Below are 25,945 nucleotides of genomic sequence, written 5' to 3' on the forward strand. Positions count from 1 at the left end.
GTATGCGCCTTTGTCTTAGATCGTTATCCCAAGTTTGGTGCTTAACTCTTGTTTCATATATGCTACTGCAATGTCTTTCATTACGCTTAAACCAACACCTCCCACCTTTGCGGCAGAATCCTTTGTTTTCTGCCATATTCCTTCGTCTCTGATTGATGTTAGATAGTCGTGGCCTTGGTTTGTAATGCGGAATACACCTTTATTTACTTCTTGAAAAAACCCTGCATCCGTAAGCCACTTAGCATGCATGTGACGCTTTAAGTCGTCATTGGAGGGACTCATATGTAGAGGCGCAAGAAGGAAAGGCTGATTGCTTTCCTCCGCTTCAAAGAGCAAGGATCGAATAAAATCGTCATCGCGTTTCAATTATTTTCTCCTTCAACTTAGTCATTTAGCGATGGTGACGCAGAGTGCGATAAAGTTACTACAATATTCACCCCAACCACCCCACCACAATCGGCGCAATGACCGCTGTCAGCACCGCGTTCAGCCCCATCCCGATCCCCGAGAACGCGCCTGCCGTCTCGTTCACCTGAAACGCCCTTGCCGTCCCAATTCCATGTGCGGCGACCCCCACGGCGAAGCCGCGCGCGCGCCAGTCCCTTACCCGCAGCACGTTCAGCAGGGGCGTCACGATGATGGCCCCGAAAATGCCGGTCAGAAGGACCAAGGCGGCGGTCAGGGTCGGCTGGCCGCCGATCCGCTCGGCGATGCCAATGGCGACGGGGGCGGTGGTGGACTTGGGCGCGAGCGAGGCGAGGACCGGGCCGCTGATCCCGAAGGCGCGGGCGATCAGCAGGGCCGACACGATCGCCACGCCCGATCCCACGACCAGACCTGCCAGCATCGGCCAGGCGGCGCGGCGCACGCGGGGCAAGTTGTCATAGAGCGGCAGGGCCAGGCAGACCGTGGCGGGGCCAAGCATGAAATGCACGAACTGCGCGCCCTCGAAATAGGTGGCGTAATTGGTGCCTGTCGCGCCCAGCAGCGCCGCCAGCAGGATCACCGCGATCAGCACCGGATTGGCCCAGCTTTGCCGCCCCGCTGCGCGAAACAGCGCGTCGCCGATCACATAGGCCACCAGCGTCGCGGTCAGCCACAGCAGCGGCCCTTGGGCCAGATAGGACCAGATCAGCGCCGGGTCAGTCATCCCTCGCCCCCTTCAGTGCCGAAGGATCGACCGTCCCCGTCCACCGTGCCACCCACTGGAAGGCCAGCGCCCCCGCCGCGATCGCCAGCACCGTGGACCCCATGATCGCAAGCGCAAGCCCGATGCCATGTTCCTGCAGCACCGGCAGGTGGGCCACGACACCCACCCCCGCAGGCACGAAGAACAGCGACAGATGCGACAGCAGGCCCTGGGCAGTCGGCCTCAGCCGCGCGGCAAGCGCCGGGCGCAGGATGCAGGCCGCGACCAGCAGGCAGAGCCCCACGACCGGGCCGGGCAGGGGCAGGTCCAGGGCGCGGGACAGGATCTCTCCGACCAGCTCAAAGGCCAGAATCAGGGACAGGGCGGTGATCATGGGCCAATGGTAGCAAGAAACCGCCCGTCGACTAGGCCGATCTTGTGGAAAGTGTGTTGCGTTGCGCCAGATATAGCGCGGACAGGTTGACTCGGACCCCTGTCATGCGACAATCGGCATAAGAACAAAAAGGAACCACTGCTTGCGCTTCGACCGTCTGCGACTGAACGGCTTCAAAAGCTTCGTGGACCCGACCGACCTGGTCATCCGCGAGGGGCTGACGGGCGTGGTCGGCCCGAACGGCTGCGGCAAGTCGAACCTGCTCGAGGCGCTGCGTTGGGTCATGGGCGAGAACCGCCCCACCGCCATGCGCGGCGAGGGGATGGAGGACGTGATCTTCGCGGGCACCGCCCGCCGTTCGGCCCGCGCCCATGCCGAGGTCGTGCTGACGGTGGACAACCGCGACCGCCTGGCCCCTGCGGGTTTCAACGACAATGACCAGTTCGACATCGTGCGCCGGATCACCCGCGACGCGGGGTCGGCCTACAAGATCGGCGGCAAGGACGTGCGGGCGCGCGACGTGCAGATGCTGTTCGCCGATGCCTCGACCGGGGCGCACAGCCCGGCCCTGGTGCGGCAGGGCCAGATCAGCGAACTGATCAGCGCCAAGCCCCGGTCCCGTCGCCGGATCCTGGAGGAGGCGGCGGGGATCAGCGGGCTTTATCAGCGCCGCCACGAGGCCGAACTGAAGCTGAACGGGGCGGAAGCGAACCTGACGCGCGTCGATGATACGCTGGACCAGTTGTCCACCCAGGTCGTGTCGCTGACCCGGCAGGCCCGCACCGCCGCGCGATACCGCGACATCGGCGCGGCGCTGCGCCTGGCCGAGGGGGCGCTGCTTTATCGCCGCTGGTCCGAGGCCGAGGCGGCGCGGCTGGCCGCAGCCGAGGCGCTGACAACGGCGATCCGCGATGCGGGCGCCGCCGAGGCGGCATCGCGTGAGGCGGCTGCGCGGCGAGAGGCGGCGGACGCGGCCCTGCCCGCGTTGCGCGAGGAAGAACAGGTCGCCGCAGCCATCCTGTCGCGCATCCTGGTCGAACGCGAGGCCCTGGATGACGACGATGCGCGTGCCGCGCAGGCCGTCATTGGCCTGCAGGCGCGCATCGCCCAGCTTGCCCATGACATCGACCGGGAAGAATCGCTGAACCGCGATGCCGGCGAGGTGGTCGAACGGCTGGCTGCCGAGAAAGCCGCGTTGGAGCACGCCGCCCAGGGCCATGACGACCGCCTGGACGCTGCCGCCCATGCTGCCGAAGAGGCTGCCGAGGCGCTGCGCGAGATCGAGGCGCGGCTGGCGGAACTGACCGACGAGGCCGCCCGGCTGGCGGCGCAACATCAATCGGCGGAACGGCTGGTGGCGGATTTGCGTGCCATGCTGGCCCGGTCCGAACGCGCCGCCGCCGACGCACAGGCCGGTGCCGACCGCGCGGCCGAGGCCGGCGCCGCAGCCGAAGAAGCACTTGCCGTGGCGGAACAGGCGCAGGAAGCCGCCGCCGGGCGCGCCGAAGCCGCCGAGGACGCGCTGGCCGCCGCCGAGGCCGCCCGCACCGAGGCCGAGGCGGTCGAATCCGCCGCCCGCATCGCACGGGCCGAGGCAGAGGGTGAGGCCGGTGCGCTTGCCGCTGAAATGGCCGCATTGCGGCGGCTGGTGGAACGCGGTGGCTCCGGGGGCAGGGCGATCCTGGACAAGGTCGCGGTCGCCAGGGGCTACGAGCTTGCCCTTGGCGCGGCGCTTGGTGACGATCTGCGGATGGGACTGGCCGGAATGGGCGAAAGCGGCTGGCATCTGCTGGCCGCCTGGGACGATCCGCAGCCCTTGCCGGACGGCGCGGACGCCCTTTCGCTTCATGTCGATGGTCCCGATGTTCTGGCGCGACGGTTGTCTCAGGTGGGGCTTGTTGCGGATGCCGCTGCGGCCGACCTCTTGCAATCCGCGTTGCAGCCCGGCCAGCGTCTGGTCACGCCTGCGGGCGATCTGTTCCGCTGGGACGGGATGCGGGTCATGGCGAGCGAGGCCTCGTCCACCGCTGCGCTGCACCTGCAAAAGGTGAACCAGCTTGCGGAATTGGCGGAACAGGCCGCCGAAGCCGAGGCCCGGGCCGATGTCGCCATCCAGGCGCATGAGGACGCGCGGGCCGTCCTGTCGGACGCCACGGCGACCGAGAAATCCGCCCGCGATGCCCGGCGCGACGCCGAACGGAGCCTGTCGGATGCGGCCCGCGCCCTGACGCGAACGGAATCGGATCTGTCGATGGCCCGCAGCCGTGCTGAATCGGCACGCGCGGAACTGGCCCGGCATGGGGCGGATGCCGATGACGCGCGCGGCCGTTTGGCCCAAGCCTGCGCGGCATTGGCGGAATTGCCTGATCGGGACGATGCGGCCGCAGCCCTGGACCATGCCCGCACCGGGGTCGAGGCCGCGCGGATCGCCACCATGGCGCGCCGCGCGGCCCTTGACGAATTGCGCCGCGAGGGCAGCGACCGTTCCCGGCGCCTGCACCAGATCGCCAAGGACCAGGCCGGCTGGACGCAGCGGCTGGAACAGGCCGTGACGCGCGCCGCCGAACTGATCGACCGGCGCGACGCCGCGACGGACGACCTGGCCCAGGCGCAGGCACAGCCCGCCTTGCTGGCTCAACGCCGTTCCAGCCTGGCGGAACAGGAAGCGCAGGCGACGGCGCGATTGTCCGACGCCCGCGATGCCCTGTCTGCCGCCGAGGATGGGGCCCGCAGTGCCGCCCATGCCGAACGGGAAGCCGAGCGTGCCGCATCCGAGGCCCGCGAAGCCCGCGCCATGCGCGAGGCCCGAACCGAGGCCGCCCGCGACGCGGAAGCCGCCGCCCGCCAACGCATTCAGGAAGAGGCCGAGACGACGCCGCAGGCGTTGCTGGCCTCACTGGGGCAGATCGACCCGGATACGCCCGCCGCCGCACTTGACGACCGGATCGCCCGGTTGCGCACGCAGCGCGACGGATTGGGCGCGGTCAACCTGCGCGCCGAGGAAGACAAGCGAGAGCTGGAAGCCGAGCGCGACCGGCTTGCGACTGAGAAGACCGATCTGGAAGACGCGATCCGCACGCTGCGCGCGGGCATCACCAGCCTGAACCGCGAAGGGCGCGAACGGCTGCTGGCGGCTTTCGATGCGGTGAACGCGAATTTCACCACGCTGTTCACCACCCTGTTCGGCGGCGGAGAGGCGCGGCTGGTGCTGGTCGAATCCGACGATCCGCTGGATGCGGGACTGGAAATCCTGTGCCAGCCTCCGGGCAAGAAGCTGTCCACCTTGTCGTTGCTGTCCGGGGGCGAGCAGACCCTGACCGCCATGGCGCTGATCTTTGCGGTGTTCCTGGCCAACCCCGCCCCCATCTGCGTGCTGGACGAGGTGGACGCGCCGCTGGACGACGCCAATGTCAGCCGCTTCTGCGACCTGCTGGATGCAATGACGCGGCGCACCGATACGCGTTTCCTGATCATCACCCACCACGCCGTCACCATGGCGCGCATGGACCGGCTGTTCGGCGTGACCATGGTCGAACAGGGCGTCAGCCAGCTTGTCAGCGTGGACCTGAAGCGCGCCGAGGCTCTGGTCGCGTGACAGATGCCTTGCTAGGCTGCCGCGCGAATCCGAGCCATACGAGGGACATCATGAGCATCGAAGCGATCCTGGCCGACAAGGGCATCACCCTTCCCGCAGCCCCTGCGCCCGCCGCGAACTATGTGCCCTTTGTGCAGACCGGCAACCTGGTCTTCGTGTCCGGCCAGATCAGCCAGGACGAGGGCGGATTGATCAAGGGCCGCCTGGGCGACGGCATGACGGTCGAGGAGGGCGCCGCCGCCGCGCGCCGCTGCGGGCTGTCGCTGATCGCGCAACTCAAGGCTGCCGTGGGCGATCTGGACCGCATGAAGCGCGTGGTCAAGCTGACGGGCTTTGTGAATTCCACCCCGGATTTCACCGACCAGCCCAAGGTGATCAACGGCTGTTCCGACCTGATGGTCGAGGTGTTCGGCGACGCAGGCCGCCATGCCCGCGCCGCCGTGTCCGCCGCAGCCCTGCCCCTGGGCGTCGCGGTCGAGGTCGAAGCCATCTTCGAGGTGGCGTGATGGCGCTGCCCGCCGCCTTTCTGACAAAGCCGATCGCCCATCGCGGCCTGCACGGCCTTGGCATTCCCGAAAACAGCCTTGCCGCCGCGCAAGCCGCCATTGACGCGGGCTATGGGATCGAACTGGACATCCAGCCCGCCCGCGACGGCACGCCGATGGTGTTTCACGATTACGACCTCGCGCGGCTGACGGGCAGCCAGGGCCTTGTCACGGATTTCGCCCCCGATTCCCTGGCGGTCCGGCGTCTGATGGGGACCGACCACCCTATCCCGACCCTGCGGCAGTTCCTGGATCTTGTCGCGGGGCGCGTGCCCCTGCTGATCGAGATCAAGGACCAGGATATGTCGCTTGGCCCTGACATCGGGCGGCTGCACGAAAGGGTGGCGGATGTCCTGCAAGGCTATGGCGGGGCGGTTGCCGTGATGTCCTTCAACCCCCATGTGGTCGCGGCCTTTCACAAGCTGGCCCCTGCCATCCCTGTCGGCCTGACGACCTGCGGCTACGCCGAGCAGGACTGGCCCGGCATCCCCGAGGAAACCCGCAGCCACCTCGCGGGGATCAACGATTTCGACCAGTCGGGCGCCTGCTTCGTGTCCCATGACAAGCACGACCTTGCCAATCCGCGCCTTGACGCGCTGAAGGCGCAAGGGGTGCCAGTCTTGTGCTGGACGATCCGCAGCGCAGCCGAGGAGGCATTGGCCCGTCGCGTTGCGGAGAACATCACCTTCGAGGGCTATCGGGCCGCGTCCTAGCCGGGGGTTTCACACCCCCGGACCCCCGTGGGATATTTGGGCCAAGATGAAAGTCCCCGGCTTTTCTGAACAGGCAGCCGCTGACAAACCTGTCCCGAGCGCCTAGCTTTGCCCCATGAACGCGCTGACCCTGAACACCCATCCCGCCATCGCCGCGATCCCGCCCGACACTTGGGACGCGCTTGGCGACGGCAATCCCTTTACCACGCATCGCTTTCTGCTGGCCTTGGAGGAATCCGGGTCGGTAGGGCGGGGGACCGGCTGGCAACCCTTGCACGTCACGCTCGAGGCAGAGGGCAAGGTGGTGGGTGCGGCGCCGCTCTATGCCAAGTCCCACAGCCAGGGCGAATACATCTTCGACCACGCCTGGGCCGAGGCTTATGCACGCGCGGGCGGGCGCTATTACCCGAAATTGCAGGCGGCGGTGCCATTCACCCCCGTCACCGGCGCCAGGCTGCTGACGCGCGATCCTGCCATGCGCCAATCGCTGCTGGCGGGTCTGACGCGGGTCGCGGAACGGGGCGGGGCGTCGGGGGTCCATGTGACCTTTTGCACCGAAGCCGAAGCAGAGGCGGGGGCCGGGATCGGCTTTCTGCCTCGCGTCACCCAGCAGTTTCATTGGCTGAACCGAGGTTACGGCAGCTATGACGATTTCCTGGCCGCGCTGTCGTCTCGCAAGCGCAAGGATTTGCGCAAGGAACGCAGCAAGGCGCAGGCGTTCGGCGGCACGATCCGGCACCTGACGGGCGACGACCTGCGGCCCCATCATTGGGATGCCTTCTGGGCCTTCTACCAGGATACCGGCAGCCGCAAATGGGGGCGGCCTTATCTGACGCGCGCGTTTTTCGACCACCTGCACCAGACGATGCGAAACGACATCCTGCTGGTCCTGGCAGAACGTGACGGACAGCCCGTTGCAGGGGCGCTGAACTTCCTGGGGCCGGACGCCATCTATGGCCGCTATTGGGGCTGCGTCGAGGATCACCCGTTCCTGCATTTCGAACTGTGCTATCACCAGGCCATCGACGTGGCCATCGCGCGCGGCCTGTCGCGGGTCGAGGCCGGCGCCCAGGGCGAACACAAGCTGGCGCGCGGATATGAACCGGTCGCCACCCATTCTCTGCACTGGGTTGCCGACGAAGGCTTTGGGCGTGCCCTGGCCGATTATCTGGACCGCGAACGCGACGCCATGGGCGATGAGATCGAGGCCCTGGCCGGGTTCACCCCCTTCCGCAAGGAAGGCTAGACCGGCAGGCTGCCCCGCCGGTCCCGAATGGATCGGGTGATCAGGCCTTTTCCAGCAGCCCCTCGCCCGCGCTGACAGTGCATTGACCGGGGCTGTCCTCGACCTGCAGAACCTCGATCTCTCCGTCCTTCAGCAGCGCGGCAAAGCGTTTGCAGCGGCCGTGAAGTCCTGCGGGAGGAGCGTCGAAATTCAGCCCGAGCGCCTTCGTCAGGCTGCCGTCGGCATCCGCCAGAACCTCGATCCCGGCCGTATCGGCACCAGTGGATTTGGCCCAGGCATCGGCCACGAAGGGATCGTTCACGGTCATGCAGACGATCCGGTCAATGCCCTTGGCCCGGAAGGCGTCGGCATTGCGCACGAAGCTGGGCATATGGGCATTGGTGCAGGTGCCGGTAAAGGCGCCCGGCACGCCGAACAGGGCGATGCGGCCCCGGGACAGATCGGCGCTGTCCACGGCTTCGGGACCATTCGCGCCCACGCGCAGCATCTTGCCCTGCGGCAGCTTGTCTCCGACGGTGATGGTCATTCCTGTTCCTCCTGAATTGCAACGGATTCGCGGCGACTATAGGGTGCGGCCCCAAGACAGGCCAGCGTGCGGGGACCGGCATGAAGATCGTGATCGTGGGGGCGGGACAGGCGGCGGCGTCCATGGCGGCGCGGCTGCGCGCCAAGGGCCATGGGGACGAGATCGTCGTGGTCGGTGCCGAGCCTTCGCCTCCTTATCAGCGCCCGCCCTTGTCCAAGGCCTATCTGCTGGGACAGATGGGGTTGGACCGCCTGGCGTTGCGGTCACCGGAATGGTGGGACGACCAGCGGATCACCCTGCGCCCGGGCGAGACCGCGACGGCTGTCGATCCGGCACGACGCATCGTCACGACCGGCACGGGTGAGATCGGCTATGACGCCCTGGCCCTGACCACCGGCGCGTCGGCCCGCCGCCTGCCCGCCGCCATGGGGGGCGATCTGCCCGGCGTTCATGTGATCCGCAACCTGGCCGATGTGGACGCGCTTGCCCCGCAGATGCAGCCGGGCCGCCACCTGATCGTGATCGGCGGCGGCTATATCGGGCTGGAGGCTGCGGCCGTTGCTCGCAAGCTGGACCTGGCGGTGACGGTGATCGAGGCCGCGCCGCGCATCTTGGGCCGGGTCGCTGCCGTCGAAACGGCGGACATGATCCGCGCCTTGCATCTGGGCCACGGGGTGCAGATCCTGGAAAACACCGGCATCTCGCATATCACTGGCACGGACCGCGCAACGGGGGTGGCGCTGAACGACGGCCGCGAACTGCCTTGTGACCTGATCGTCACGGGCATCGGCGTGCTGCCGGAAACGGACCTGGCCCAGACTGCCGGGCTGGTGCTGGACAACGGGATCGCCACCGATGCTTGGGGCCGGACATCGGATCCGGCGATCTGGGCTGCGGGCGATTGCGCAAGCTTTCCCTGGCAGGGTAGACGCCTGCGACTGGAAAGCGTGGGCAATGCCATCGACATGGCCGAGGCCGTGGCCGACAATATCCTGGGGGCTGACGAACCTTATCACCCCAAGCCATGGTTCTGGTCGGACCAGTTCGACGCCAAGCTGCAGATCGCGGGCCTAGGAACCGGCCATGACCGGATTGTCACGAGGGTGGGGGATGGCCAGCACGGCGGGTCGGTCTGGTATTTCCGCGACGGATCCCTGATCGCCGTGGATGCGCTGAACGACGCTCGCGCCTTTATGATCGGCAAGCGCCTGATCGAAGCGGGCCGCAGCCCGGACCCCGACGCCATTGCCACGGCGGCCAACCTCAAGACGCTGCTTGCCTGATGCCTCTTCTTTACGGAAATATCCTGGGGGGCACGGGGGGCAAGGCCCCCCGCCGTCGCGGGACGCCAGCATGAGGATTGTCGGGGGTACCCTGCGCGGGTTGAAGCTGGCCGATGTCGGTACGGGCGACGCAGCTGCCCATCTGCGTCCCACGACCGACCGCGTGCGCGAGGCGATCTTCAACCTGCTAGTCAACGGCAGCCATGGCAATCCGGTCCCCGGCGCACGGGTTCTGGACCTGTTCGCAGGCACGGGCGCCCTGGGGCTGGAGGCGCTGTCGCGCGGGGCGGCCTGGACCAGCTTTGTCGAGGATGGCGCCAGGGCGCAGGCTTTGATCCGCAGCAACATCGCCAAGGCCCGCGCGGCGGATGCGACCGCGTTGCTGCGCCACGATGCCACGCGGCTGGGCGCCAATCGCGAGGCGGCCTATGGGCTGGTGTTCCTTGATCCCCCTTACGCGCAGGGCTTGGGGGAACGGGCCATCGCCTCGGCCCTGGCGGGGGGCTGGGTCGCCCCCGGCGCGGTGGTGGTGTGGGAGGAAAGAAGACCCCCCCTGATCCCCAGCCCGCTGATCCCCATCGACCAGCGGCGGTATGGCGACACGGTGGTCACGCTGGCCCGGATGCCCGGGGCCTAGCGCGGATGTGATTCCGCCCGCGCTTTCCCTGGCTGCCCGATTGCGCCAGTCTGCCCAGGCAAGCCGCAAAGGAGGTTTCGATGACCGCATCCATCCGCCGGGGCCTTGGCCTCAGCCCCGTCCTGTTCGCCTTGGCCTTTGGCGCCTATGCCCAGGAACCGGGACATGATCACGCGGGCCATGGCGCGCCGGACGATGCCGCAGCGGCCTATGAGGCCGTGATGCAGAAGATGCATGGCGACATGGCCATGGAATCCTCTGGCGACGCGGATGTCGATTTCGTGCGCGGCATGATTCCGCATCACCAGGGCGCCATCGACATGGCCAAGGTTGCCCTGGAACATGGCGACGACCCGGAAATCCGCGCCCTGGCCGAAGAAGTCATCGCCGCACAGGAAGCCGAGATCAAGATGATGCAGGACTGGCTGAAGAAAAACGGCCACTCCCAATAGGCATCACGCCGGCTCCGCCAGCACCCGCGCGGCCGCGGCCAGTCCCCCCGGCCCGTGCGGGATGCCAAGCGCCGTCATGCCCGCCTGCATCGCGCCAAGCGCCGCCAGGATCATCCCCGCATTGGCATGGCCCATATGGGCCACCCGCAGCGCGTTTTCCGGCTGATCGGCCCCCAGGCCCACGCCCAGCGTCACGCCGCAATGCGCCGCCGTCCAGGACCGCAGCCCGTCCGCCCCCGGCAGAACCATCGCCGTGACCGAGGACGCGCGCGCCGCCGGGTCGCCGACCGACAAGCGGATGCCCGTATCCCCCTCGCCCCATCCGTCGGCCGCCGCCCAGACGGCGCGGGCCAGGGCCGCGTGGCGGGCCCAGACGGCGAACAGGCCTTCCTCGTCCAGGATCATCCGCATCGCCTCGTCCAGGGCGAAGATCTGCTGGACCGGCGGCGTGCCGCCCCAGAACCGCCACAGCGCCTCGGCATTGGCGCGGGCGTGCCAGTCCCAGTAAGGGGTCGTCAGGCGGGTGCGCCCGCGCGCGGCCGCCTTGTCGGAATACCACACGAAGCAGGTGCCGGGCGGGCACATCATGCCCTTCTGGCTGGCCGCGATCAGCACATCGACGCCCCAGTCGTCCATCATCATCGGCGCGCAGCCCAGCGATGCGATGGCATCCACCACCAGCAAGGCAGGGTGGTCGCCCATGGCGTCGCGCAGGGCGGGAATGTCGGCCATGATCCCGGTCGCGGTGTCGATTTGGCAGACCATCACCGCCTTGATCGCGCCGGCCCTGTCCTCGGCCAGCCTGCTTGCCAGCAGGTCCGGGTCGGCGGGCAGGCTGCCGAAGTCCAGCCGCTCCACCGCTACGCCCATCGCCTCCATCTGCTGCGCCCAGGACCGCCCGAAATGGCCCGAGGTCAGCGCCAAGGCCTGGTCGCCGGGGTTGAACAGGTTGGCGCCCGCAGCCTCCCATGCGGCATGGCCGTTGCCGATATAGGGGGCCAGATGCGCCTGCGTCCCCGCGAGCCGCTTCAACTGCGCCATCACGGTCAGGTTCAGGTCGGCCAGTTCGTCGCCATAAATATCGGGCGAGGCGCGATGGGCTGCGCGCAGCACCCGGTCGGGGACGGGCGAGGGGCCGGGAATGGCGATCACGGGGCGACCTGCGGCAAGGCTCATGGCGTTCATCTGTCCTTCACATCCTGCAAAATCGCTAGTGCCCGCGCGGGCGAAGGTCAACGCCCCTTAGCGCCCTGCCTTGCCGCCGGGGCCTGGGTCGGGCTAAGGCTGGAACCAACCCGGACCGGTAACGAAAGGCGCGCCTGCCCGTGACCCCATCCCCGACCCAACCAAGCGCCACCGGCCTTTTGCGCCGGTTCTGGACCGATTACCTGCGCATCCACCGCGCCAGCATGGCGGGGGCATTCGCGCTGATGACGCTGGAAGGGTCCACGCTTGCGCTGATTTCCTGGATGCTGAAGCCCTTGTTCGACCGGGTCTTCGTGGGCAAGGAAGCGGGTGCGATCTGGTGGGTCGGCAGCGCGATCATGGGGATTTTCCTGCTGCGCGCGGTGACGCTGATCGCCAGCCGGTCGCTGCTGTCGCGCATCTCGCTGGGGATTTCCACGGGCATGCAGCGCGACCTGCTGGCCCATGTCATGACGCTGGACGGGCGGTTCTTCCAGGCAAACCCGCCCGGCGCGATGATTGAACGCATCCAGGGCGACACCATCGCCGTCCAGGGCGTCTGGGCCACGATCCTGACCAGTGCCACGCGGGATGCGATATCCTTGGTCATGCTGTTCGCGGTGGCGGTCAGCATCGACCCGCAATGGACGCTGGCCGCCCTGATCGGCGCGCCCATCCTGATCCTGCCCGCCGCCATGGTGCAGCGCTACATCCGCCGCAAGGTGCGCCAGAACCGCGCTAATGCCAGCGCCCGCGCCACCCGACTGGACGAGGTGATGCACGGCATCGCCTCCATCAAGCTGAACCGGGCCGAAGACGACCAGACCCGCCGTTTCGCTGACATCGTCGCCCGCATCCGCCAGTCCCAGGTCAAAGTCGCCGCGATGGGCAGCGTCGTCCCCGCCCTGACCGACATCGTCACGGGCCTGGGCTTTGTCGCCGTTCTGGCCCTGGGCGGGCGCGAGGTGATGGCGGGCGAACGCAGCATCGGCGATTTCATGTCCTTTTTCACCGCGCTTGCGCTTGCCTTTCAGCCCATGCGGCGGCTGGGCGGGCTGGCAGGCACCTGGCAGACGGCCGCGGCCAGCCTGGAGCGGATTTACCAGGTGTTTGACATCCAGCCGCGAATCCGGTCGGGCGCGCGCCTCCAGCCGCCCGCCGAAACCACGATCCGCTTCCAGGATGTCTGGCTGTCCTATGACGACAAGCCCGTCTTGCAGGGTCTGGACTTTACCGCCGAGGCGGGCAGGACCACGGCGCTTGTGGGGCCGTCCGGCGCGGGAAAATCGACCACGTTCAACCTGCTGACCCGGATGGTGGATCCCGACCGTGGCCAGGTCACGATTGGCGGAGTCGCGGTGCAGGATTTCGACCTCTGCGTGCTGCGCGACCAGTTTTCGACCGTGGCGCAGGATTCCGCGCTGTTTGATGAATCGCTGCGCGACAATATCCTGATGGGGCGCCCGGGTGCCGACGATGCCGCCTTGTCGCGGGCCATGGACGCGGCCCATGTCAGCGATTTCGTGGGCGCCTTGCCCAGGGGCCTGGACAGCCCGGCAGGTCCGCGCGGATCGGCCCTGTCGGGGGGGCAGCGCCAGCGCATCGGCATCGCCCGCGCCATCCTGCGCGACGCGCCCGTGCTGCTGCTGGACGAGGCGACGAGCGCCCTGGACACCGCCAGCGAACGGCTGGTGCAGGCGGCGCTGGAAACGCTGTCTGAGGGGCGGACGACGCTGGTCATCGCGCACCGCCTGTCCACCATCCGCAACGCCGACAAGATCGTGGTGATCGAGCAGGGCCGGGTTGTGGAACAGGGCGATCATGCCCAGTTGATGGCCCAGGGCGGCGCCTATGCCCGCCTTGTCGCCCTGCAATTCGGAGAAAGCCAATGACCCGCCAGATCATCCGCGTCACAGGCGACGACCGCGTGGCCTTTCTGCAAGGGCTGGTCAGCAACGACGTGAATCGCGCGCCCTGCTGGGCCGCGCTGCTGACACCGCAGGGCAAGTATCTGGCCGATTTCCTGATCCTGCCCGATGGCGATGCGCTGCTGATCGACGTGGACGCCCGCTTGGCCGATGACCTGATCCGCCGCCTGGGGATGTACAAGCTGCGGTCCAGGGTTGCCATCGAGCCTGTCGCCCTGACGGTCGCACGCGGCACCGGGCCTGCGCCAGAAGGGGCCATCGCCGATCCCCGGCACCCGGCGCTTGGCTGGCGGTCCTATGGCGGCACGGGCGACGACGGCACCGATTTCGATGCCATCCGCGTGGAACAGGTGATCCCCGAAACCCTGGTCGAACTGATCCCGAACGAGACCTTTATCCTGGAGGCAGGGTTCGAACGCCTGCACGGCGTCGATTTCCGCAAGGGCTGCTATGTCGGCCAGGAGGTCACGGCCCGGATGAAGCACAAGACCGAGCTGCGCAAGGGCCTGACCCGCCTGCGGATCGAGGGCGAGGCGCCGGTCGGCACGCCGATCATGGCGGATGGAAAAGAGGTGGGGACGCTGTTCACCCAATCGGGCGGCCATGCCCTGGCGCATGTGCGGTTCGACCGCCTGGGGCCGGATATGCAGGCAGGGTCGGCGCGGCTGTTGTCAGACTAGCTTGCGGACCGGATCGCCCAGGGCGACCTCTCCGTCCTGTTCGACCGAACACAGGATGCCGCGCAGGCGCAACTCGGGGTGGCCGGGCGCGGTGATCCAGTCCTTCGCCGCCTTGCCGTAACGCACCTTCCATTTGACGCAGCCGTCGTTGAACACGTCAGACACCCGCAGCACTGCCGAGCCTGCGCGCAGCAGGGTGCCCACAGGCAGGTTCGCGTGGCTCGTGTCCAGGTCGCAGACGATCGTGTCGCCGGGGTGGGGCGTATTGTCCCGGTCCAGCCAGACCGCATCCATCACCCGGCGCGGCAGGATCGACACCTGGATGCGCGGATCGGGCGATCCGTCGGCCAGCCGGAGCCAGGGCGCCGTCCGCCAGCGTTCGCCGGGAATGCCGTCGGCGCGCGTCAGGGGCAGCCGATCCGGAAAGCTCCGCTGGTTGAAGCCGGGGCGGAAGCACAGGCATTCGGCCCGCGCGTCGTCCCTGGGCGCAGACAGCACATGGGGCAGGGCGCGGGACAGGTCGTCGGCAGTGACGTGGGGCATCATTTTGAACCGGGTGCGGACAGAAAAACGCCCCGGACCGGCCGGGGCGCCAAGAAGAACGGCTCAGGCCCGTTCGCTGTACTCAAAGACCTCGGTGTTCACGATGATCTTCTCGCCCTCGCCCACGAAGGGCGGGATCATGATGCGCACGCCGTTGTCCAGGATCGCGGGCTTGTAGCTGTTGGCAGCGGTCTGGCCCTTCACCACCGGTTCGGTTTCCGTCACGGTGCAGGTCACTTTCTGCGGGATCGACACCGACAGGGCCTCCTCGCCGTAATATTCGATGGTGGCGGTCATGCCGTCCTGCAGGAAGGGGCGGCGGTCGCCCAGCAGGTCGGCGTCCAGTTCCGTCTGCTCAAAGGTTTCGCTGTCCATGAAGACCAGCTTGCCGTCGGATTCATACAGGAACTGCTGATCCTTCTGTTCCAAGCGGACCTGCTCGACCTTGTCTTCGCTGCGGAAACGCTCGTTCAGCTTGCGGCCGTCGCGGAGATTCTTCAGTTCGACCTGGGCGAAGGCGCCGCCCTTGCCGGGCTTCACATGGCTGACCTTCACGGCGGCCCAAAGGCCTCCGTCATGCTCCAGCACATTGCCGGGGCGGATTTCATTGCCGTTGATCTTGGGCATGGAATGCTCTTTGCGGTTCGGGAAAATCGGGCCGTCCATGTTGAACGGCGCTGTGGCGCCCCTATATCGAGGCCTTCGGCAGGAGGCAACCAAAACGGTTTTGCGGTGTTGTCAAGGCGCGGACCCGTACCTAGGGGCGACAATCGCAGGCTGTAATTGCAGATTTCACCTGTTTTTTACACGACATGCATTATGTGCATGGGAGATATGCGGCCAGAGGAATACCGAATCGGCGTCGTTCCGCGTTAAGCAGCGACACCGTCAGAGAAACGGAAACAATAACGATGGGTTGGCATGATGCCGCCCACATGGCTGTTTTGCCCTTGCAGCCCAGAAGATGGACGAATGGTATGCGCGATTTTGTCGACGGATCGGCTTTCAATTTTGAGCAGGGCCAGCGTGCCCGCAAGCTTTTTGCCGCGGTGGTTTTGGCGGCGCTTGATGATGCCATTGCCGATGACAAGAAATATGGCAACGGTCCAGAACAGATTGCCCGTTGGGCGCGGTCGCGTGATGGCCGCGAGGTGCTGTCCTGCGCAGGCATCGACCCCAACGAACGCGTGGTAAAGGGCTTGATGGAATTCGTGTCCAAGGGCGTGCGCACCTCGGTCGCGTTGTCGCGCGAGGAAAGCGAACGCCGCATGGCCGCCGAGGCCGAGGAAGCCGAAGCCGCCTGAGGGCGCTGCGACGGCACCGGAAAGCCGCCCAGTGGGGCGGCTTTTTTCATTTCAAAGCCGCGTGACGATCCGCTCGCCATAGAACCGGTCCACGTCGGCGGCGTGGCACAGTTCGGTGGCGGGCGTCATCACTGCCGCCGATGCGGCTGCCGCGCCCAGGGCCAGGGCCTCTTGGACGGGCCAGTCGCGCGCCATGGCCATGACAAAGCCCGCGACAAAGCTGTCGCCTGCGCCGACCGCGCTGACCACCTTAACCCGTGCCGCCGCCGCGTGCCAGGCGCCGTCAGGCCCGGCAATGACCGACCCATCGGCCCCGCGCGCCACGATCACCGACCGCGCCGCACCGTCCTTGACCAGGCCCGCCGCGAAAGCCGCGCTGTCTTCGCGCGAGGGCAGGGGGCGGCCCGCCAGTTCCTCGGCCTCGTGGCTGTCCATGCGCAGCACGTCGACCGGCGTCGATGATCCCGACAACACCTGCAAGGCCTCGCCCGAGGTATCGACCAGCAGCTTCGCGCCGCTGTTCTTCAACCGCACGGTCAGCATCTGTTCGAACCCCGCCGGCACGCCGGGAGGATTGGACCCCGACACCACGACCCAGCCCCCGGCGCGCGCCCCTTCGGCAATGGCCTGGGTCATGTCGGCCACATGGGCCTTGTGCCATTCGGGACCGGGCAGGACAAAGCGGTATTGCCCGCCGGTGGACCGGTCGGTGACGGCCAGCGATTGCCGCGTCTCGCCCGGGGCGGTCAGGCGGACCAGCGACAGGCCATCCGCCTTCAGCATATCCGCGATGCGCGTCCCCGTGGCTCCGCCAAGCGCCACCATGGCGGTCGATTGGCCGCCCATGTGCTTGATCGCGCGGCTGACATTGATGCCGCCGCCGCCGGGATCCACCACCGGCTTTTCGCAGCGCAGCTTCAGTTCCGGGCGCACCTCGTCCGCGGCCGTGGACAGATCCAGCGCCGGGTTCAGCGTGACCGTCAGGATCGGCGCCTGCCCCTCCGCTGCCTGCACGATCATTCCCACCACCTGTCGATGCCGGCGATGTCGTCGTCGGACCAGCCGAAATGGTGCGCCATCTCGTGCATGACGACATGGGCGACCAGTTCGCCCAGCGTGACGTTCCCGCGCGAGGCCCATTCGTCCAGCAGCGGCCGACGGTAAAGCCAGATGATGTCGGGCTGTGCCGGCTGGTCGGATACCGATTTTTCCGTCAGGGGCACGCCGTCATAGATGCCGGTCAGTTCGAATGGGTCGTCGATCTGCAATTCGTCCAGCACGTCCTCGGGCGGGAATTCAGCCACATGAATGGTGATGTCTTGGGCATGGGTGGCGAATTCGGGGGGCAGGGCGGCCAGTGCGTCGCGCGCCATCGCCTCCATCCGGGCCGCGTCGGGCGCGGTCAGGTCCTTCCAGTCGGTCATCCGCTTCTCCTGCATACCGCCCTGATATGGACAAGAATCACCGCATATGAAAGAGCAAGGCCAACAGGAGAGTTGTGCCATGACCACCACCCGCTTCGCCCCATCCCCCACCGGCCACATCCATGTCGGCAACCTGCGGACCGCGCTGTTCAATTACCTGATCGCGAAAAAGGCCGGGGGAACCTTCATCCTGCGGCTGGACGACACCGACCAGGAACGGTCAAAGGAAGAATATGCCGACGGCATCAAGCGCGACCTGGACTGGCTGGGCCTGCACTGGGACCGGGTAGAGCGCCAGTCGCTGCGTCTTGACCGCTATGCCGAGGCCGCAGACCAGTTGCGCGGGGCAGGGCGGCTGTATGAAGTCTTTGAATCTCCGACCGAACTGGACCTGAAGCGCAAGAAGCAACTGAACATGGGCCGTCCGCCGGTCTATGACCGCGCGGGGCTGAACCTGTCAGACGCCGACAAGGACCGCCTGCGGGCCGAGGGGCGCGAGGGTTACTGGCGCTTCAAGCTGGACCAGGAACGCATCGAATGGCCCGATGGCATCCTGGGCGACATTTCCATCGACGCGGCCAGCGTGTCGGATCCGGTGCTGATCCGGCATGACGGACAGGTGCTGTATACCTTTGCGTCCTCGGTCGACGACACGGATATGGCGGTGACCCATATCGTTCGCGGCGCGGATCATGTGACCAACACCGCCACCCAGATCCAGATCATTCGCGCACTGGGCGGAACGCCGCCCTTCTTTGCCCATCACAGCCTTCTGACCGGCGCGCAGGGCGAGGAATTGTCCAAGCGCATCGGTGCCCTGTCGATCCGCGACCTGCGCGAAGCAGGCGTCGCGCCCGAGGCGCTGCTCTCGATGATGGCACGCCTGGGATCCAGCCAGCCGGTCGAGCTGAAGATGACCCTGGACGACCTGTCCGATGGTTTCGACCTGTCGCACTTCGGTGCCTCGCCCACGAAGTTCGACGCCGAGGATTTGTGGCCGCTGACCCGCGAACGCAACCAGGCGCTGCCCTTCGACGCCGTACAGGACCGGATCAAGGCTCTTGGCGTGCCGGATGAGCTGGGCGAGCGGTTCTGGCGCGTTGCCTCGCAGAACATCACCAGGCTGGAGGATCTGGCCCAGTGGTGGACGATCTTCGCCCAAGGCGCCGAACCGCAGATCGATCCCGAGGATGCCGATTTCATCGCCCAAGCCATGCCCCTGCTGCCGCCGCCGCCCTATACGGACGCAACCTGGGGCGAGTGGACGGCCGCCGTCAAGGATGCCACGGGCCGCAAGGGCAAGGGGCTGTTCATGCCGCTGCGCAAGGCCGTGACGGGCCAGGCCCATGGTCCCGACATGGCGCAGGTGATGCCGTTGTTGCAGGTGGTCAAGGCGCGCGGCTGATCCCATCCTGGCCCCGAAAGCCACGCCGCCCCGCCACGGGCGGCGTTTTCATTTCCAGTCGCGAAAACCGCTTGACGCCCCCCGCCCCCTCGCTTACATCGCGCCCATCTGTGGCGGAGTAGCTCAGCTGGTTAGAGCAGCGGAATCATAATCCGCGTGTCGGGGGTTCAAATCCCTCCTCCGCTACCATTTTCCTGATATTATCCAATAAGCCTGAATCACCGCCCTCGGGCGTTTCTTGTTTTGCATCAATCACTTTTCCGCTAGTGTCGCCCTTCTGCAACAGTTTTTGCACAGTGTGCAAGTTTGCTCTGGCAAAGGCCCCGGCGCGGCCTATCTAGAGGTCACTGACTTAGAAGGAGACTACCCATGAAATTCGTTGCCCTTACGGTTGCTGCCTCGCTGGCCGCCTCGGCTTCTTTCGCTGGCGGCTATGTCGCCCCCGTGGTCGATACCGCGCCCGTTGTGACCCCCGTCGTTCCGGTCCAGGCTGGCCCCGACTGGTCCGGCTTCTATGCCGGTCTGCAGTATGGCCAGGGCAATGCCGAACTGTCGGACAACCTTGGCGACAGCGACTATGACGCCTACGGCCTGCACGCCGGTTACCTGTTCGACTTCGGCCAGGTGATTGCGGGTGCCGAACTGGACTATAACAAGGCCGATCTGGACGACGTGGACGGCGATGCCGACCTGTGGCGCCTGCGTGGCCGTGTCGGCTATGACATGGGCCGGTTCCAGCCCTATGCGACCTTGGGCGCCGCCCGCATCTCGACCGATGATGATGCCGGGGATATTTCGGAAACCGGGATCACCTATGGCCTGGGCGCTGAATACCTGGTCACCGAGAAATTCTCGGTCGGCGCGGAATACAGCCGCAGCGATTTTTCGGATGTGGTGACGGACGGCATCGACCTGGACACTGACCTTGTGCAGGTCCGCGCGTCCTATCGCTTCTGAGACGGCTGAACCTTGTGCCACGACGCGGTCCCGAAAGGGGCCGCGTTTTCCATTGGCTCAGTCGTCAACCACGCTGAGAATGCGTGGCAGCGCAGGGCAGGGCAGCAACTGGTTCTTGGCCACGTCCGCCAGCGAATGGTTGTGCAGGAACACATAGACATGGGCCGACAGGCTTTCCCACAGCCGGTTCGACAAGGTCTGCGCCCGCGATCCCGACACGCCGCCCGATGCGCCCGCGCCGATATGCATGGCGCTGACGGTTTCATCGACCGCTTCCAGGATTTCGGAAATCCGGATGGTTTCGGCTGCCCGGGCCAGCCGGTATCCGCCCCCCGGACCCCGGACCGACGCCACCAGGCCCGCCCGGCGCAGGCGGACGAACAGTTGTTCCAGATAGGGCAGCGAGATGTCCTGGCGGCCCGAAATCTCGGCCAGCGAGGTCAGGTCATCCCCCTTGGCGGTGGCCAGGTCGACAAGCGCGATGATCGCATAGCGCCCCTTGGTGGACAGTTTCATCTGCTGGCTCCCCTCTTGCGGCCGGGTCGGATTGACGACGCGCGCACTGGCGCGCTATGCCCCCATGGCGCGTTTCTTGCGCATTCCGGACCGGCATCCCAGATAGCGGTCTAAGAGCGCCACGCAGATGCGTCAAGAAACCACCGTCATGTCGAAGGAAGACGATGCCAGAGCTGATTTTTCCCGGTCCCGAAGGCCGGCTCGAGGGCCGCTATCACCCGCAGCCGGGCAAGCCCGACGCCCCCCTTGCCATCGTTCTGCACCCGCACCCGCAATATGGCGGGACGATGAACAACCGCGTCGTCTATAACCTCCATTACGCATTCCACAAGCTGGGCTTCACCGTGATGCGCTTCAACTTTCGCGGGGTGGGGCGCAGCCAGGGCGAGTTCGACCAGGGGATCGGCGAATTGTCGGATGCGGCATCGGCCCTGGATTACCTGCAGGCGATGAATCCCAACAGCAAGCATTGCTGGGTCGCGGGCTTCAGCTTCGGCGCTTGGATCGGGATGCAGCTGCTGATGCGCCGCCCGGAAATCACCGGCTTCATCAGCGTGGCGCCCCCCGCCAACATGTATGATTTCAGCTTCCTTGCGCCTTGCCCGTCCTCCGGGCTGATCGTGAACGGCACCGCCGACCGCGTGGCCCCGCCCAAGGACACACATACGCTGGTCAGCAAGCTGCGCGAGCAGAAGGGGATCACCATCACCCACGAGGAAATCGAGGGCGCAGACCACTTCTTCCGCGATGATGAAGCTCACATGAAGCCCATGATCGACCTGGTGCAGGGCTATGTCCGCCGCCGCCTGACCGAAACCACGCGCTGAGCCGTGCCGGACCACATCGCCCGCCAGTTCGACTTTCTGGTCGAATCCGACCGGCTGAAATCAGTCGACCGGGCGAATGTGCTGATGGATCTGTCGCGGCCGGAAAACAGCGCCGAACACAGCTGGCACGTCGCACTGCAAGCCATGACCTTCGGCGCATCCGACCGCGCCATCCAGATGCTGCTGGTCCATGACCTTGTGGAAATCGACGTGGGCGACCAGCCGATCCATCTGGACCATGATGCAGCCGCCCTGGCCGGGGCCGAGGCGCAGGCGGCGGATCGCATCTTCGGCCTGTCGCCCGACCGCGATCGCCTGATGGATTTGTGGCAGGAATTCGAGGCCGGGGCGTCGCCTGATGCCATCATGGCCCGGCGCATGGATCACAGCCAGCCGTTGTTCCAGGTGCTGTCGGCGCCGCGACCGCCGGCCGACCATGTGGTCATTGTCCGCAACAACATGGATGGCGGGCGGGCCGCACGGCTGCGGGACGAATGGCCCGAGATGATGGCCTGGGCCGAGGCCATGCTGGCCGGGAAACCGCTGCCGGGCAACGATCTGTCCCGCCGCCTGCGCTTCCTGGCCGAGGCGGATGCGCTGAAGTCGGTTCTGCGGGCCAACCTGCTGATCGACGGGTCGCGCCGGGAAAACAGCGCCGAACACAGCTGGCACCTGGCGCTCTATGCCCTGGCCTTTGCCGATCTGGCGGGGCCGGGAGTCGATATCGGCCGGGTGATCCGCATGATGCTGATCCACGATCTGGTGGAAATAGACGTGGGCGATGTGCCGCTGCATTCTGCGGCGGGCCAGGCGCATGGATCGCCTGAAATACAGGCGGCCGAGGCACGGGCCGCCCTGCGCATCTTCGGCCTTCTGCCCGATGCCCAGGCGCAGGAGTTTCTGGCGCTCTGGCAGGAATTCGAGGCCGCAGCCAGTCCCGATGCGGTCTTTGCAAAGTCGCTGGACCGCTGCCAGCCGGTGATCCAGAACCTGCTGTCGGGCGGGATCGGCTGGGTGGATTACGGCGTGACCTTTGGCGACATCGAGGCTCGGGTGGGCCGAAAGATCATCCAGGGGGCGCCAGACCTGTGGCACTGGCTGCGTCCCCGGGTGCAGGCCTTCTTCGCCTGAAGGTCAGCTTGCCAGCGGCTTCTGGTTGGCGGCATGACGCGAGGCCAGTTGCCGCGCCTTCTTGCCGGCAACAAAGGGCCGGGCGCCCGGGAAAGCATCGACGGCATCGCGAAGCTGCGGAAACAGCGTGAAAATCTCATGCGCGGCATCGCCAAGTGCCAGCAACGCCTGCGGTCCTGGATAAAGCGATTCGGTTTCCGCCCCGTTCGACACCAGGATCTCATGGGCCTCGAACATCAGGTGGACATAGGTGACGCCGGGGGCGTCCGTCAGGATGTCGATCCCCTCGACCTCGGTCAGGTGCTTGGCGGCGACCAACAGTTCGCGGGCCCCGAACATCCGTGCGGCGATGGCCGACCGGACCAGGACGCGGTGCTGCTGGGACACCAGCAGATCCCGCGTGGGCAGGTTCGGGCCAAGGGAGCCTGCGGCGATGCGCACAGGGGCCAGGGCGGGGTTGGCTGAAATTTCCGGCCCCGTGACAGGACGGGCTCCGATCCAGCGGACGGCCTGCAATCCGTTGTCACGCGTCATCACCAGATCGCCGACCCGGATATCCTCTACCAGGGATTCACCGGCGGCGGTGCGGATCAGCGTCCCGCTGGTAAAGCAGTTGATCGGCAGATCGAAGATCGTCGGCCGGAACGAGATCGTCGCCACATAGGTGTTCTGGCTCAGCGGATCGGCCGACAGGATCTTGACCCCGCGCAGGGCGTCGATGCCGTCCCATTCGCGCAGGGCGTCTTTCGACGGACGAAAGAACATGTCGCCGTTCTTCATCTGGATCAGCACGCCGTCCTGTTCCGACAGACCGCCATCGGGGAAGGCCAGTTGATAGCGGACCGACAGAAAGCCGGTAATGGTGGTGCTGACTGCCTGGCCCGAATGGGGGGCCTGATACGTCATCCGGGAATCCGCGACATCCCGGCCAATGCTGTCGTCGTTATAGGAGGTCGCGAAGGCCTCGACCCGCTTGCCATCGACGGTGATCGTGCGCGTGTCGCCCTTGATCGTTACCGGCTTGATCTGCGCGGTGCCCACGGCGCCATAGCCGGCCATCCGGTCCGCTTCCGCCTCGGTCGAGGGCGTGCCGCTGGTTGCATTGACCTGCGCATGATTGCCAAGCCACATCCATGTGACTGATGCCATGAAAACACCTGATACTCGTAAACACTACCAGGGGTTGATAACACGCATAGGTTGTAAATACATCTACCATTTGCAGTGCGTTTTTATAAAATGTTACACAAAACAGCCGCCTGTCCCGGATCTGCAACACCCCCCCTTATCACGCGACACAATTGCATACCGCTGCATACATTCTTTCCATCCCGATTGTTCCCGGCTATGACGGCAGCCGAATCCAACGCCAAAGGGAATGCCCATGTCGAAGATCAAGGTAGCCAACCCTGTCGTCGAGCTTGACGGCGACGAGATGACTCGGATCATCTGGGACTTCATCAAGCAAAAGCTGATCCTGCCCTATCTGGACGTGGATCTGAAATATTACGACCTGGGGATCGAGGAGCGCGACCGCACCGAGGACCAGATCACCATCGACGCCGCCAACGCCATCAAGCAATACGGCGTGGGCGTGAAATGCGCGACCATCACCCCCGACGAACAGCGCGTCGAGGAGTTCGGCCTGAAGAAGATGTGGAAGTCGCCCAACGGCACGATCCGCAACATCCTGGGCGGCGTGATCTTCCGCGAGCCGATCATCTGCCAGAACGTGCCGCGCCTGGTGCCGCACTGGACCAAGCCCGTGATCGTCGGCCGCCACGCCTTTGGCGACCAGTACAAGGCCACCGACTTCCGCTTCGCGGGCAAGGGCAAGCTGACCATCAAGTTCGTGGGCGAGGATGGCGAGACGATCGAGCACGAGGTCTTCCAGGCGCCGTCGTCGGGCGTGGCGATGGCTATGTACAACCTGGACGATTCGATCCGCGATTTCGCCCGCGCGTCGATGAACTATGGCCTGCAGCGCGGCTTCCCGGTTTACCTGTCCACCAAGAACACCATCCTGAAAGCCTATGACGGCCGCTTCAAGGATATCTTCCAAGAGGTGTTCGACGCGGAATTCGCCGATCAGTTCAAGAAGGCCGGGATCACCTATGAACACCGCCTGATCGACGACATGGTGGCGTCGAACCTGAAATGGTCGGGCGGCTATGTCTGGGCCTGCAAGAACTATGACGGCGACGTGCAGTCGGACACCGTGGCGCAGGGTTTCGGTTCGCTGGGCCTGATGACCAGCGTGCTGATGACGCCCGATGGCAAGACGGTCGAGGCCGAGGCGGCGCATGGCACCGTGACGCGCCATTACCGCGAACACCAGAAGGGCAACCAGACCTCGACCAACTCGATCGCGTCGATCTTTGCCTGGACGGGCGGGCTGAAGCACCGCGCCAAGCTGGATGACAACACCGCGCTGCTGAATTTCGCGCAGACGCTGGAGAAGGTGACGGTCCAGGCGGTGGAGGACGGCCACATGACCAAGGATCTGGCGCTGCTGGTCGGGCCTGACCAGAAATGGCTGACCACCATGGGCTATCTGGAAAAGGTGGACGAATACCTCAACAAGGCGCTGAACTGAGGCGTCATTGCTGAAAAGGGGGCCGGGCATTCGCCCGGCCTTTTTGCCTCCGGCGGGGATATTTGGACCAGGATGAAAGCGCGCCGGTCTTTCAATGAACAACGCGCTGCGCTATGTCGCCCCCATCCCTGGACAGGAGTCGCCCCATGAAAGCCGTTGTCATCACCTTTCCCGGATCGAACTGCGACCGAGACCTGGCCATGGCTTTGGAACAGGCAGGCGCCCAAGTGACGCGCGTCTGGCACAAGGACGACGCCTTGCCCGACGGCACCGATCTGGTGGGCGTGCCGGGCGGCTTTTCCTTTGGGGATTACCTGCGTTGCGGCGCGATCGCCGCGCATTCGCCGATTGCGGGGGCGCTGCGGCGCCATGCCGAACGGGGCGGTTTCATGCTGGGGATCTGCAACGGCTTTCAGGTCCTGACCGAACTGGGCCTGCTGCCTGGCGCCCTGATGCGCAACACCGGGCTGACATTCCTGTGCAAGCCCGCGGTTCTGAATGTCGTGACAACCGACAGCGCCTTCACCGCCGGCTATGACAAGGGTCAGCGGATCGGCATCCCGGTCGCCCATCACGACGGCAATTACCAGATCACCCCCGACGGACTGGCCCGGTTGCAGGACGGGGACCGCATCGCCTTTACCTATGCCCCCGCGATGAACGGGTCGGTCGGCGACATTGCAGGCATCTTGTCGGAAAACCGCCGCGTGCTGGGCATGATGCCGCATCCCGAACGCGCAGCCGATCCGGCGCTTGGCGGCACTGATGGGGCGGCGCTGTTCCGCTGTTTGGTTGACGGGACTGTCAACGCCTGACTTGAGCATGACGGCTTCTCCGCCTAGAGTGCGGCAGTTGTGCAACAGGACCGGGCTTCACAGGTGATCGAGGACAGGGACAGCGTCAGCGCGTCAGAGCGTTCGCGGCCGCGG

Annotated in this window: 27 protein-coding genes and 1 tRNA gene; 17 read left to right on the top strand and 11 right to left on the bottom strand. The window is 66.1% G+C overall.

Annotated elements, in window-relative coordinates; genetic code table 11:
- Positions 1 to 15 precede the first annotated feature (15 nt).
- From LZ585_RS03310 to LZ585_RS03320, 3 genes are all read right to left on the bottom strand, one after another.
- Positions 16 to 366, bottom strand: a complete 351-nt coding sequence (locus LZ585_RS03310; protein WP_234855029.1) for a DUF2513 domain-containing protein — start codon at positions 364 to 366, stop codon at positions 16 to 18.
- 67 nt (positions 367 to 433) lie between these two features.
- Positions 434 to 1,150, bottom strand: a complete 717-nt coding sequence (locus LZ585_RS03315) for an LrgB family protein (RefSeq protein WP_234855030.1) — start codon at positions 1,148 to 1,150, stop codon at positions 434 to 436.
- Positions 1,143 to 1,523, bottom strand: a complete 381-nt coding sequence (locus LZ585_RS03320) for a CidA/LrgA family protein (RefSeq protein ID WP_234855031.1) — start codon at positions 1,521 to 1,523, stop codon at positions 1,143 to 1,145. The genes LZ585_RS03315 and LZ585_RS03320 overlap by 8 nt, the downstream gene beginning before the upstream one ends.
- A gap of 142 nt (positions 1,524 to 1,665) precedes the next feature.
- Here LZ585_RS03320 and LZ585_RS03325 point away from each other — a divergent pair, with 142 nt between their 5' ends.
- From LZ585_RS03325 to LZ585_RS03340, 4 genes are all read left to right on the top strand, one after another.
- Positions 1,666 to 5,118 carry a chromosome segregation SMC family protein gene (locus LZ585_RS03325; RefSeq protein ID WP_234855032.1) on the top strand — a complete coding sequence of 1,151 codons (3,453 nt, stop codon included), beginning with the start codon at positions 1,666 to 1,668 and terminating at the stop codon, positions 5,116 to 5,118.
- Positions 5,119 to 5,168: 50 nt separating this feature from the next.
- Positions 5,169 to 5,624 (top strand): RidA family protein, encoded by a 456-nt coding sequence (locus LZ585_RS03330; RefSeq protein ID WP_234855033.1) that lies wholly within the window; start codon positions 5,169 to 5,171, stop codon positions 5,622 to 5,624.
- On the top strand, positions 5,624 to 6,376 hold the full coding sequence (locus LZ585_RS03335) for a glycerophosphodiester phosphodiesterase family protein (protein WP_234855034.1): 753 nt from the start codon (positions 5,624 to 5,626) through the stop codon (positions 6,374 to 6,376). The genes LZ585_RS03330 and LZ585_RS03335 overlap by 1 nt, the downstream gene beginning before the upstream one ends.
- A gap of 115 nt (positions 6,377 to 6,491) precedes the next feature.
- Entirely contained in the window at positions 6,492 to 7,622 is a 1,131-nt protein-coding gene (locus LZ585_RS03340; protein WP_234855035.1) for a GNAT family N-acetyltransferase, read from the top strand.
- 40 nt (positions 7,623 to 7,662) lie between these two features.
- Here the strand turns inward: LZ585_RS03340 and LZ585_RS03345 are convergent, their stop codons facing one another.
- Positions 7,663 to 8,148 (bottom strand): peroxiredoxin, encoded by a 486-nt coding sequence (locus LZ585_RS03345; protein ID WP_234855036.1) that lies wholly within the window; start codon positions 8,146 to 8,148, stop codon positions 7,663 to 7,665.
- A gap of 80 nt (positions 8,149 to 8,228) precedes the next feature.
- Between LZ585_RS03345 and LZ585_RS03350 the strand changes: the two genes are divergently transcribed.
- The 3 genes from LZ585_RS03350 to copM all read left to right on the top strand — a co-directional run bounded on the left by LZ585_RS03350 (position 8,229) and on the right by copM (position 10,520).
- The gene (locus tag LZ585_RS03350; protein WP_234855037.1) at positions 8,229 to 9,431 is read left to right on the top strand and encodes an NAD(P)/FAD-dependent oxidoreductase; all 1,203 of its coding nucleotides are present in this window, start codon (positions 8,229 to 8,231) and stop codon (positions 9,429 to 9,431) included.
- Between the two features lie 70 nt (positions 9,432 to 9,501).
- Entirely contained in the window at positions 9,502 to 10,068 is a 567-nt protein-coding gene (locus LZ585_RS03355) for an RsmD family RNA methyltransferase (protein WP_234855038.1), read from the top strand.
- A gap of 80 nt (positions 10,069 to 10,148) precedes the next feature.
- Positions 10,149 to 10,520: a CopM family metallochaperone gene (gene copM, locus LZ585_RS03360; protein WP_234855039.1), complete on the top strand. Its 372-nt coding sequence runs from the start codon at positions 10,149 to 10,151 to the stop codon at positions 10,518 to 10,520.
- A gap of 3 nt (positions 10,521 to 10,523) precedes the next feature.
- Here the strand turns inward: copM and LZ585_RS03365 are convergent, their stop codons facing one another.
- Positions 10,524 to 11,696 carry a pyridoxal-phosphate-dependent aminotransferase family protein gene (locus LZ585_RS03365; RefSeq protein ID WP_234855040.1) on the bottom strand — a complete coding sequence of 391 codons (1,173 nt, stop codon included), beginning with the start codon at positions 11,694 to 11,696 and terminating at the stop codon, positions 10,524 to 10,526.
- 143 nt (positions 11,697 to 11,839) lie between these two features.
- Here LZ585_RS03365 and LZ585_RS03370 point away from each other — a divergent pair, with 143 nt between their 5' ends.
- The gene (locus tag LZ585_RS03370; protein ID WP_234855743.1) at positions 11,840 to 13,597 is read left to right on the top strand and encodes an ABC transporter ATP-binding protein; all 1,758 of its coding nucleotides are present in this window, start codon (positions 11,840 to 11,842) and stop codon (positions 13,595 to 13,597) included.
- Positions 13,594 to 14,313: a CAF17-like 4Fe-4S cluster assembly/insertion protein YgfZ gene (gene ygfZ / locus LZ585_RS03375; RefSeq protein ID WP_234855041.1), complete on the top strand. Its 720-nt coding sequence runs from the start codon at positions 13,594 to 13,596 to the stop codon at positions 14,311 to 14,313. The genes LZ585_RS03370 and ygfZ overlap by 4 nt, the downstream gene beginning before the upstream one ends.
- On the opposite strand, the gene LZ585_RS03380 is transcribed toward ygfZ, so the two are convergent.
- Positions 14,305 to 14,859: an MOSC domain-containing protein gene (locus LZ585_RS03380; RefSeq protein ID WP_234855042.1), complete on the bottom strand. Its 555-nt coding sequence runs from the start codon at positions 14,857 to 14,859 to the stop codon at positions 14,305 to 14,307. The genes ygfZ and LZ585_RS03380 overlap by 9 nt on opposite strands.
- A 60-nt stretch (positions 14,860 to 14,919) precedes the next feature.
- Positions 14,920 to 15,483: an elongation factor P gene (gene efp / locus LZ585_RS03385; protein WP_234855043.1), complete on the bottom strand. Its 564-nt coding sequence runs from the start codon at positions 15,481 to 15,483 to the stop codon at positions 14,920 to 14,922.
- 350 nt (positions 15,484 to 15,833) lie between these two features.
- Here efp and LZ585_RS03390 point away from each other — a divergent pair, with 350 nt between their 5' ends.
- Positions 15,834 to 16,160, top strand: a complete 327-nt coding sequence (locus LZ585_RS03390) for a DUF6280 family protein (RefSeq protein WP_042251710.1) — start codon at positions 15,834 to 15,836, stop codon at positions 16,158 to 16,160.
- Between the two features lie 51 nt (positions 16,161 to 16,211).
- On the opposite strand, the gene LZ585_RS03395 is transcribed toward LZ585_RS03390, so the two are convergent.
- On the bottom strand, positions 16,212 to 17,180 hold the full coding sequence (locus LZ585_RS03395; protein WP_234855044.1) for a 1-phosphofructokinase family hexose kinase: 969 nt from the start codon (positions 17,178 to 17,180) through the stop codon (positions 16,212 to 16,214).
- Positions 17,177 to 17,584 carry a metallopeptidase family protein gene (locus tag LZ585_RS03400; protein ID WP_234855045.1) on the bottom strand — a complete coding sequence of 136 codons (408 nt, stop codon included), beginning with the start codon at positions 17,582 to 17,584 and terminating at the stop codon, positions 17,177 to 17,179. Before LZ585_RS03400 ends, LZ585_RS03395 begins: the two co-directional genes overlap by 4 nt.
- A gap of 79 nt (positions 17,585 to 17,663) precedes the next feature.
- Between LZ585_RS03400 and gltX the strand changes: the two genes are divergently transcribed.
- The 3 genes from gltX to LZ585_RS03415 all read left to right on the top strand — a co-directional run bounded on the left by gltX (position 17,664) and on the right by LZ585_RS03415 (position 19,946).
- Positions 17,664 to 18,989: a glutamate--tRNA ligase gene (gltX, locus tag LZ585_RS03405; protein WP_234855046.1), complete on the top strand. Its 1,326-nt coding sequence runs from the start codon at positions 17,664 to 17,666 to the stop codon at positions 18,987 to 18,989.
- A 112-nt stretch (positions 18,990 to 19,101) separates the two neighbouring features.
- Positions 19,102 to 19,178 (top strand) — tRNA-Met (locus LZ585_RS03410).
- A gap of 180 nt (positions 19,179 to 19,358) precedes the next feature.
- Positions 19,359 to 19,946 (top strand): outer membrane protein, encoded by a 588-nt coding sequence (locus LZ585_RS03415; RefSeq protein ID WP_234855047.1) that lies wholly within the window; start codon positions 19,359 to 19,361, stop codon positions 19,944 to 19,946.
- Positions 19,947 to 20,003: 57 nt separating this feature from the next.
- Here the strand turns inward: LZ585_RS03415 and LZ585_RS03420 are convergent, their stop codons facing one another.
- Positions 20,004 to 20,462 (bottom strand): Fe-S cluster assembly transcriptional regulator IscR, encoded by a 459-nt coding sequence (locus tag LZ585_RS03420; protein WP_234855048.1) that lies wholly within the window; start codon positions 20,460 to 20,462, stop codon positions 20,004 to 20,006.
- Positions 20,463 to 20,626: 164 nt separating this feature from the next.
- On the opposite strand from LZ585_RS03420, the gene LZ585_RS03425 reads away from it, so the two are divergent.
- Both LZ585_RS03425 and LZ585_RS03430 read left to right on the top strand, forming a co-directional pair.
- Positions 20,627 to 21,289, top strand: coding sequence for an alpha/beta hydrolase (locus LZ585_RS03425; RefSeq protein ID WP_234855049.1), 663 nt, complete (start codon positions 20,627 to 20,629; stop codon positions 21,287 to 21,289).
- A 3-nt stretch (positions 21,290 to 21,292) separates the two neighbouring features.
- The gene (locus tag LZ585_RS03430; protein WP_234855050.1) at positions 21,293 to 22,420 is read left to right on the top strand and encodes an HD domain-containing protein; all 1,128 of its coding nucleotides are present in this window, start codon (positions 21,293 to 21,295) and stop codon (positions 22,418 to 22,420) included.
- Positions 22,421 to 22,423: 3 nt separating this feature from the next.
- On the opposite strand, the gene LZ585_RS03435 is transcribed toward LZ585_RS03430, so the two are convergent.
- Complete coding sequence (locus LZ585_RS03435) at positions 22,424 to 23,569, bottom strand: Hint domain-containing protein (protein ID WP_234855051.1); 1,146 nt, start codon at positions 23,567 to 23,569, stop codon at positions 22,424 to 22,426.
- Positions 23,570 to 23,804: 235 nt separating this feature from the next.
- Here LZ585_RS03435 and LZ585_RS03440 point away from each other — a divergent pair, with 235 nt between their 5' ends.
- Together LZ585_RS03440 and purQ are read left to right on the top strand one after the other, a co-directional pair.
- Positions 23,805 to 25,016 carry an NADP-dependent isocitrate dehydrogenase gene (locus LZ585_RS03440; protein WP_234855052.1) on the top strand — a complete coding sequence of 404 codons (1,212 nt, stop codon included), beginning with the start codon at positions 23,805 to 23,807 and terminating at the stop codon, positions 25,014 to 25,016.
- A gap of 146 nt (positions 25,017 to 25,162) precedes the next feature.
- On the top strand, positions 25,163 to 25,831 hold the full coding sequence (gene purQ / locus LZ585_RS03445) for a phosphoribosylformylglycinamidine synthase subunit PurQ (RefSeq protein ID WP_234855053.1): 669 nt from the start codon (positions 25,163 to 25,165) through the stop codon (positions 25,829 to 25,831).
- Positions 25,832 to 25,945: the final 114 nt, after the last annotated feature.

This window comes from Paracoccus everestensis, assembly GCF_021491915.1.
Classification (GTDB): Bacteria; Pseudomonadota; Alphaproteobacteria; order Rhodobacterales; family Rhodobacteraceae; genus Paracoccus; species Paracoccus everestensis.